Source organism: Rhodophyticola porphyridii (assembly GCF_003688285.1).
In the GTDB taxonomy this organism is placed as follows: domain Bacteria; phylum Pseudomonadota; class Alphaproteobacteria; order Rhodobacterales; family Rhodobacteraceae; genus Rhodophyticola; species Rhodophyticola porphyridii.
The window spans coordinates 1-1,967 of sequence record NZ_RCNT01000020.1 but is presented as its reverse complement, the minus strand read 5'-3'; the positions used below and the strand labels follow the sequence as shown (position 1 = coordinate 1,967).

At 50.1% G+C, this 1,967-nt stretch carries 1 protein-coding gene and 1 pseudogene; both read left to right on the top strand.

Annotation, left to right across the window (positions count from 1 at the left end; translation table 11 throughout):
* Window positions 1–108 (top strand): annotated as a pseudogene (locus D9R08_RS18840) (IS5/IS1182 family transposase); the annotation flags it as partial.
* A 127-nt stretch (window positions 109–235) separates the two neighbouring features.
* On the top strand, window positions 236–1,657 hold the full coding sequence (locus tag D9R08_RS18835) for a UDP-N-acetylmuramate--L-alanine ligase (RefSeq protein ID WP_121899656.1): 1,422 nt from the start codon (window positions 236–238) through the stop codon (window positions 1,655–1,657).
* Window positions 1,658–1,967 lie beyond the last annotated feature (310 nt).

Here is a 1,967-nt window from a genome sequence, read left to right as displayed (position 1 = left end):
TTCGGCAGGCTCAAGGATTGGAGACGCGTGGCAACCCGCTACGACCGATGCCCGAAGGTCTTCCTGTCAGCCATCGCTCTCGCCGCACTCGTCATTTACTGGCTATGAGTCCTGACCCTAGAGGGCGAGGCGCAAGACTTGTTGCTGGAACGGTAGATGATGGTATCATTAAACGCACCGGCAATCGTTCCAGCCGGTCCAGAAAACACTAAAAAATAAGAGAAGGCGATAAATCATGCGAGCAAAACATGTACACTTTGTTGGGATTGGGGGTGCGGCAGCGTCGGCTGCGGCCGAGATTGCAATAGCGCAGGGCTTCAAAGTCAGCGGATGCGACGCTGACATCCGCAGTTCATACCTTAGAAACAGCAGTGTTCCGTCGGACCACCTGTTCAATAGGCACGATGTCGCACACATCGATGGTGTCGATGTCGTTGCAGCGAGTCCGGCGGCCATTGAACGTCGCTCACAAATCGACGAAGTGCAGGCGGCCAATGCGGCGGGCTTGTTGATGTCTTGGCAAGAGTTTGTTGGCACCCACCTTATGGATGGGAGTACAAGGGTCTGCGTCGCAGGGACACACGGTAAGACGACAACGTCGTCAATGCTTGGTCACATGTTGGTGCAGTCTGGTATGGAGCCTACGATTATCGTGGGTGGTATTGTAAAGGATTGGGGGCGAAACTCAGTCGTAGGGAGTTCAAACATCTTTCTTATTGAGGCCGACGAATACAACAATAGCTATCTGCACTACAAACCCAATCTAAGCATTCTCAACAATGTTGAATACGAGCATCCCGAATACTTCCCAGATGACGCGTCATATTTCCAGTCGTTTCGCGACTATCTTGGATCTTTGCAGTTTGGCGCAACACTTATAGCCAATGGTGACGACCCAGGTGTACGAAAAGTCGTCGACCAGTGCACAGAACAACTGGACGCGAACGAAGTCAGAGTAGTATGGGTTCTACGCGAAGGTTACTCATCAATTGCTACGTTAGGAAATTCGTCCACGGTTAAGTGGTCGGCAAGAAACCTCAGAGAAGGCCGCATGGCTGTCTCGGTTTCTGGTCATATCGGACATTCGAGTTTCGAAGTAAATATGATTGGAGAGCACAACGCTCAAAATGCAGTAATGGCGCTCTGTGCAGCAGTGTCCTTGGGCGCGAGCAGCAACACTGCTGCATCTACTATGTCTAACTTTGCAGGGGTTGAGCGTCGTTTAGAGGAGATTTTTGCCGATGAAAACGTGTGCATCTTCGACGACTATGGTCATCATCCAACAGAGGTCGAAACAACCCTTAATAGTCTTCGCACTGCGTATCCCAAGCACTCTATCGTTGCCGTCATTGAGCCGCACATGGTTTCTAGAATGAACCAGTTCGGAGGCAAATATGTCATGGCGACCAAATCTGCCGACAAAGTCATCTTCACAAAGACTTTCATGGGGCGAGAAGCTGGTAAGCAAATTCCGAATATTTTGAGCATTGTTGATCAGATTGGCAAAGACAAGGCCAGCTATTTTGACGATTTTGACACCGTCGCCAACAGAATCGCAAGCCTTGATCTATGTCAGAGCGTAGTAGTAGTGTTCGGAGCCGGTAACTCGCCAGAATTGACGCAAAAGATAATTGAGACGCGAAGCATTAATGCCTGATGACCCGTTCTACATCCACGATTGAATGCTTGGAGCACGATTACAAGAGTCCTGACACAACTCTAACCGGCTTACTGGTCCGCGATGTTTCACTCGCCTCCAGTGACGGAAACCCCGGCATAATCTTAGTCGCTACGATTGCTGGGCCAACTGCATTTGAGAAAGACAAGGCTATTGAGCTTGCAGAACTAGGGTCAGGACCCATTGATTTTTGGGTGGCGGCATGATTCACGGTTCAAAAAACGAGCGGTGAACATGTCTGATCTTTTCTGGCTAACAGACGCGCAGATGGCGCGTCTTGAGCCCTTCT

What these genes read in the sequence shown, in the direction of transcription:
- D9R08_RS18835 (WP_121899656.1), top strand. Translation starts at nt 236, where the DNA reads ATGCGAGCAAAACATGTACACTTTGTTGGGATTGGGGGTGCGGCAGCG.